Source organism: Actinomycetospora sp. 2LY8.5, from assembly GCF_057180585.1.
Map to the genome: position 1 here is coordinate 1 of NZ_JBXUHE010000087.1, position 5,968 is coordinate 5,968.

6 protein-coding genes and 1 pseudogene are annotated in these 5,968 nt (G+C 71.6%); 4 read left to right on the forward strand and 3 right to left on the reverse strand.

Annotation, left to right across the window (positions count from 1 at the left end):
• Positions 1 to 173 (forward strand): annotated as a pseudogene (locus AC2A1K_RS35350) (IS256 family transposase); the annotation flags it as partial.
• A gap of 432 nt (positions 174 to 605) precedes the next feature.
• A complete protein-coding gene (locus tag AC2A1K_RS35355) occupies positions 606 to 1,412 on the forward strand; it encodes a hypothetical protein (RefSeq protein WP_483901033.1) in 807 nt (268 codons plus the stop codon).
• 512 nt (positions 1,413 to 1,924) lie between these two features.
• Here AC2A1K_RS35355 and AC2A1K_RS35360 read toward each other — a convergent pair.
• Both AC2A1K_RS35360 and AC2A1K_RS35365 read right to left on the reverse strand, forming a co-directional pair.
• Entirely contained in the window at positions 1,925 to 2,587 is a 663-nt protein-coding gene (locus tag AC2A1K_RS35360) for a hypothetical protein (RefSeq protein ID WP_483901029.1), read from the reverse strand.
• A 40-nt stretch (positions 2,588 to 2,627) separates the two neighbouring features.
• Positions 2,628 to 4,271, reverse strand: a complete 1,644-nt coding sequence (locus AC2A1K_RS35365; protein WP_483901030.1) for an MFS transporter — start codon at positions 4,269 to 4,271, stop codon at positions 2,628 to 2,630.
• Positions 4,272 to 4,391: 120 nt separating this feature from the next.
• Between AC2A1K_RS35365 and AC2A1K_RS35370 the strand changes: the two genes are divergently transcribed.
• Positions 4,392 to 5,027: a TetR/AcrR family transcriptional regulator gene (locus tag AC2A1K_RS35370; protein ID WP_483901031.1), complete on the forward strand. Its 636-nt coding sequence runs from the start codon at positions 4,392 to 4,394 to the stop codon at positions 5,025 to 5,027.
• A gap of 184 nt (positions 5,028 to 5,211) precedes the next feature.
• On the opposite strand, the gene AC2A1K_RS35375 is transcribed toward AC2A1K_RS35370, so the two are convergent.
• Positions 5,212 to 5,715, reverse strand: coding sequence for a transposase (locus AC2A1K_RS35375; RefSeq protein ID WP_483901034.1), 504 nt, complete (start codon positions 5,713 to 5,715; stop codon positions 5,212 to 5,214).
• Here AC2A1K_RS35375 and AC2A1K_RS35380 point away from each other — a divergent pair.
• A complete protein-coding gene (locus AC2A1K_RS35380; protein WP_483901032.1) occupies positions 5,647 to 5,856 on the forward strand; it encodes a hypothetical protein in 210 nt (69 codons plus the stop codon). The genes AC2A1K_RS35375 and AC2A1K_RS35380 overlap by 69 nt on opposite strands.
• Positions 5,857 to 5,968 lie beyond the last annotated feature (112 nt).

Consider the following 5,968-nt stretch of genomic DNA (forward strand, 5'->3'; position numbering starts at 1 on the left):
TCACGAAAGCACGCGGACACTTCCCCTCCGACGAAGCCGCCATGAAACTGCTCTACCTCGGCCTACGGAACATCTCCAGTAACCGCGGCGGCGAGTCAGGCACCGGCACCCACGGCTGGAAGACCGCGCTCAACAGCCTGGTCATCCACTTCCCTGGACGACTCAAACTCTGATACTTTCCACCGAATCAACGACCCGTTGCTTACACGGGAATCCTGACAGGCTCTGCGCGCCCGCCTGCACGCGGAGTTCCGCAGCGCCCGCGTCATCGACATGAGCGGCTGGGTCCCCGACGGGCTGGCATCGCCCGAGCAGATCGCGCCGTATGCCCGCGCCACCGTCACCTGCCGCACCCGCGCTGCGCTGTGGGCCTACGCCGTCCCGCCCTGGACCGGGCGACCGACCGGCCACGACGCCGCCGCCCTGCGCGTCGAGCTCGGCGCCACCACCACCGGCGCGCCCGATCTCCCGACGGGCGAGTTCCCCGGATCGCCACGGCGCGAGCCAGTGATCGACCGGCCGTGGCGTCACGCCCCCCTGGTCGGCGAAGCGGGCGACGCGGTCGACCTGACCTACTGGTTCCATCGCGCGGCCTGGGCCCAGGGATGGCTCGACCGCGAGCTCCCCGTTCCACACTGGCTCCCGGCCGAGCACGCCAGCAGCTACCCGCGTGCCGCGGCCCTACCAGAGGGCGTCGATCTCCGGTTGCCGTTCGGCGTCCTGTGCGCGGTGTTCGAAGAACCCTGGGAGCTGCCCGCCACCGGCTCGCCGGACGACGTCATGCACACCGCGCTGCTCTTCGCCCGCGGCACCACCACCGGAACGACCCAGACCCTCGACGACCATCTCCTGCGGATCCCGGTCCCGAGAGCCGAACTCGCGACCCCGCTCGAGCTCATCGAGCACCTCGGCGCCAGCGTCGAGGGTCTACTCTTCCGAGCCGACGACACCCACCACCCCCGCGACGAGTTCGCCTGGTGCCTGCGACTGCGCCACCCCTGGGGGCTGCCCCTCGGGCGGATCGTCGTCCCCGCCCGCCGCAGCCTCACCACCTGGCGCGCCGCCGTCGACAACGTCCTGGCCGGTGTCTGCCTGTCCCGCTGGCACCCGCGCCCGGCCACACGCACCTACCGAACCAGCCACGAGGCGGCGACGACCCCGGCCAACCGGGCACCGACGACGCCGACGTGCGGGTGCTCGACATCGGTGCCACCAGCCCCGACCGCGCCCGAATCGGCGACGGTCGCGCCGGCCGGCGCCGCGCCCACTTCCGCAGCGGCACCTGGCGATGGCAGTGGGTCGGGCCTGGCCGCACCCACCAACGCCCCACCTGGGTCCGCGACACCACCGTCCGCGGCACCGGCACCATCGGACACCAGGTCTACCGGCTGCCTCGCGATGTCGGCACCTGAGGCAGCCCGGCGTACAGCTCGACGGCGAGGAAACGGCGTCGGACGCCATGACGATCTCTTCGGGAACCCGACGGCGACCCGGTGCGTCGAGCTGCGCATGACCGAGCTGCCACCATCCCGCCGCCAGCGCGGCCCCGTCACCGTGCTCTTCGCCGCCGCGCTCCACGGAGACATACGCTCCGAGGACGAGCTGAGGACTCTTGCCATCCACGATGACCGCGCCGCGGAGGCCTTCTGCGCCCTCGCGTTCGGCGAGGCCCCCGACGCCACCCAGCCCGTCCGACCCGCGGACGTAGCCGCCACCGACCAAATGATCGCGTCAGTCTTGGACGCGGTGCGGGGCGTCGCCCACCACACGTGAGGGACCGGCTCGTCGACGGCGGTCGCCTTCGACTGGCACCTCATGACATCCCATGGGCTTGGGAGTCAAGGTGGGCAGCGGCAGCGGTTGGCGAACCTGGGCCGGACATGGCTCCGGGTCTTGGTCAGGGCGTGGCCGTGACGCGGTGGTGTCACTCTCGCTTGCGCCAGGTTCGTGCGCGCAGGTAGCTGGTAGGCCGGGTCGGGTTGCTCGTGTCGATCAGGCCGTGGGATGTGTCAGTTCGCGGGCCGGTGACGAGACGCTGGTGGGCCTGGGTGCTGGTCCACTCGGCCAGGTTCAGGATCTTCGTCCCGGTGAGGTCGAGATGGAAGGTCGCGGTGAGCATGCCTGGCGCGGGGGTCTCGGTGGCCGGGAGCGCGACCATGGCGTCCATCCACGCACGGCCCGTGTCGGCGTCGGTGGTGGTGATGTCGACCGCGACCAGCGCGCCGGTCTCACCGGCGGCCAGGATGACGCCGGCGTAGTGGCGGTAGGTGTCGACCCCGAGACGCACCAGTCCGGGGGCGCGCTCGTCGACGTGGGCGGACCACCGTGTCTTGGCGTGTGCAGTGAATCCGGAAATCAGGCCGGCCTCGCGCCACCACGAGAAGTTCAGCAGGTGGTGCTGGTCGTCGGCGGCCATCACGACGAACCGCTCCAGACCCGCCGGCCAGTCAATCAGGTCCCAGGCCTCGGTGGCAGCCTCGAGCGCGGCCTGCTGGACCGACGCCGACGGCGCGTGCCAGCGCCCGACGACCAGCACCCCGCGCCCGGTGCCGTGCTTGTGTGGTTCCGGCACGACAGAGCTGGTCACGTGGCCGAACGTAGGACCTCATCCGTGGTCAAGGTCAAGGTCAAAGCCCGGACGGCTCGGTGTCCACCCTGCCGCCGACACCACCGAGATCACGCCGGTCGCCCGGGACGCCGGTCGAGGGAGGGAGGGCGGCCGCCATGACGGCGACGAGGACGAGCAGCCCGGCCATCACGGCGAACGCCACACGCACCCCGCCGATCAGGTCGTCCGGGGTCGCCGTCAGCTCGACGCGCAAGCCCCCAACGGGCGGGTTTGTGATCATGCTGGTGGCGAGGGTGAGCAGGGCGGCGAGGCCGACCGCGCCGCCGAATTGCTTGGTGGTGTTCATCAGCCCGGACGCGGCGCCGGCGTCGTCGGGCTCGATCCCGGAGGTGACCGAGGTGGTGAGTGGGGTGTTGAGCATCCCCCCGCCGACCGAGATCGCGACCGCGGGTCCGAGGATCCCGGTCAGGTAGGTGTCGCCGGGCTCGACGCGGCTCTGCCACCACATGCCGGCCGCGGCGATCACGCAGCCCGCAGAGATCAGCGCCCGGGCCGGAGCGCGGTCCATGAGCCAGGGTGTGGCCCACGCGCCGACCGCGACGGTGATCAGGGTGTGGGGCAGGAATCCGAGCCCGGTGGCCAGCGCGGACAGGCCGAGTCCCTGCTGCATGTAGAGCGAGAGGAAGAACCACATCGGCATCAGGCACATCCCCGCCACGATCATGGCGAGGTTTCCCACCGCGACCGCGCGCATCCGCAGCAATCGCAGCGGCAGCAGCGGCGCGGGAGACCAGCGAGTCTCCTGGCCGATGAACGCCGCGAGCGCGAGCGCCGCGATCCCGAAAGCGACCAGGACATCGGCGGCGACCCAGCCGCGCGTGGCGGCCTCGAGCAGCGCGTAGGTCAGCGCGGCCAACCCGAGGGTGACGGTCGCGGCCCCGAGGACGTCGAGCCGACCTGTGACGGCGCCACCCTTGTCGCCCTCGGTGTTGCCCTCGGTGTTGCCCTCGGTGTTGCCCTCGGTGTTGCCCTCGGTGTTGCCCTCGGTGTTGCCCTCGGTGTTGCCCTCGGTGTTGTCCTCGGTGTCGCCCTTCGTGCTGTCGCCCAGGGGTGCCTCGCTGCTGCGTGCGGCGCAGGGGGTGAGTCCGCGGGCGGCGAGCACGACGCCGGCGGCTCCGATCGGAAGGTTGATCAGCAGGGTGGAACGCCAGGTCAGGTACTCGGTGAGAACGCCGCCGAGCAGGCTGCCGGCGGCGCCGCCGGCCGAGGCCAGCGCGGTCCAGATCGCCAGGGCCCGCACCCGCCGCGGGCCTTCCGCGAAGGTGGTGGTCAGCAGGGTGAGGCTGGTCGGGGCGAGCACCGCGGCGCCCAGGGCCTGCCCTGCACGGGCGGCGATCAGGACGCCCGGGCTGGGCGCGAAGCCGCCGGCGAGGCTGGCCAGGGTGAACACGACCAGCCCGGTCAGGAACAGCCGTCGCAGCCCGTAGAGATCGGCAAGGCGACCCCCGAGCAGCAGGAACCCGGCGAAGACCAGGGTGTAGGCGGTCACCACCCAGGACAGCCCGGCCGGGTCGAACCCCAGCCCCATCTGGATGGCGGGCAGCGCGACGTTCACGACCGACGCGTCGAGCACGACCATGAACTCCGCCGCGCACGCCAACCCCAGCACCAGACACCCGCGCGACCCCGCCGTGCCGGACACCCATCACCCTCCTGGCCCACTACTTGCGCGATGCGGATACATCGTTTTGCTCGCGGCGAAGGGTAGGTGCGTCCACGCCACCTGGTCAATACGATGCGGACCCATCGGGAAGGAGGTGGCATGGCGACGCGGACCCGGACGCGGGGGTTGGGTGCGGAGCACGAGCAGCGCCGCGGGCAACTCATCGACGCCGCGCTCGCGGTCAGCGCCGAGCACGGGATCGATGCGGTGACCCAGGCGCGGGTCGCTGCCGCGGCCGGGGTGTCCCCGGGGCGGGTGCAGCACTACTTCCCGTCGATGACCGGCCTGTTGGCCGAGGCCTTCGACCGGCTGAATGCGGCCAGCAGCGCCCGGATCCGCGAGCTCGTCGGCGAGCAGCTCGACGCTGCCCCGCCGCGCCGCGTGCTGGAGGTGGTGCTCGGCGAGCTGATCCCACACGACGAACCGAGCCGGGCGCACATGCAGTTCCGGCAGTCGTTCACCTCGCTGGGGTTGGCCCACCACGAGGTGGCGACCCGGCTCCGCCAGCAGTATCGGAGGTTGCACGAGCACGACCTGGCCGGGCTGATCCGCCGCGACCAACAGCACGATTTGATCAACCCCAGCCGGGATCCGGTCGCGCTCGGGCGAGGGCTCGCGGCGCTGGCCGAGGGCCTGGCGTTCTACGTGCTCATCGACGCCGTCACCGCCGACGACGCGCGCGAACAGATCCGCGACGCGGTCGCCGCGCTCTACGGCCGCGCACCTGGCCCGTAGGACACATCCGGGCCGTCCGACACCGCCCGCCCGCGGAAGCCTCCGGTTCGCCACGGCCCGATCGGCAAGGCTCCACGCCGGGCCCTTTGACCATGCAGTCTCGAGGTTCGCCAACCATGGGAGTCATGCGACCAACCCCGGCAACCCGAGTCGACGTGGACGGTCGACCGCGTCGCAGCGGGGTTCAGGCGACCTCGGATCGCTGAGCCTGCGCGGGCGGTCGGTGGTGGGCCCACGCGGTGTCTTCGTCGTAGAGGGTCTGGTTCTTCAGACAGCCGTGCAGGATGCCCACCAGCCGGTTGGAGAGCTGACGCAGGGCGGCGTGATGCCCGGTGCCGCGGGCGCGCAGGGCGCGGTAGTAGGCGTGGGCGCCGGGTGAGGCCGTCAGCGCGGAGAACGCCTGCTGGTGCAGCGGGTCGGCGAGCCGGGTGTTGCGGACCCAACGCGCGATCACGTTCTTCTTCTTGCCCGAGGCGCGGGTGATCGGGCTGTTGCCGGCGTAGTTCTTGCGGGCCCGCGCCCCGGCGTAGCGGGTGGGGTCGTCGCCGAACTCGCCGAGGGCCCGGGCGCCGAGCACGGCGCCGAGTCCGGGTTGGCTGCGGTAGATCGCCGCGTCGCGGTGGCGGTCGAAGTGTCCGGTGACCCGTGCGGCCAGGGTGTTGATCTGGGCGGTAAAGGCCTGGATCAGTGCAGCGGTGACCTCGACGGTGGCGGCGTAGCCGGCGACCAGGTCCGCGGGCTGGTCAGCGAGCGCCTCGGCGCGCAGCCGCTGTTGCAGCGTGCGTGCCTTGGCGTCGACGTCATGGCGTTTGGCGGCTCTTCACCATGAAGCGTGGAGGCGGGCTCTCAACGCGGTGGTGGGCGGAGTCTGCCAGTCGACGCCGCAGTGCAGCAGTAGTCGCAGTCGGTAGTTGGTGAAGTTCCGGAAGCCGTGTCCGACC

Coding starts and splice junctions, on each gene's coding strand:
- AC2A1K_RS35355 (WP_483901033.1), top strand. CDS start 606: ATGGCTCGACCGCGAGCTCCCCGTTCCACACTGGCTCCCGGCCGAGCA.
- AC2A1K_RS35370 (WP_483901031.1), top strand. CDS start 4,392: ATGGCGACGCGGACCCGGACGCGGGGGTTGGGTGCGGAGCACGAGCAG.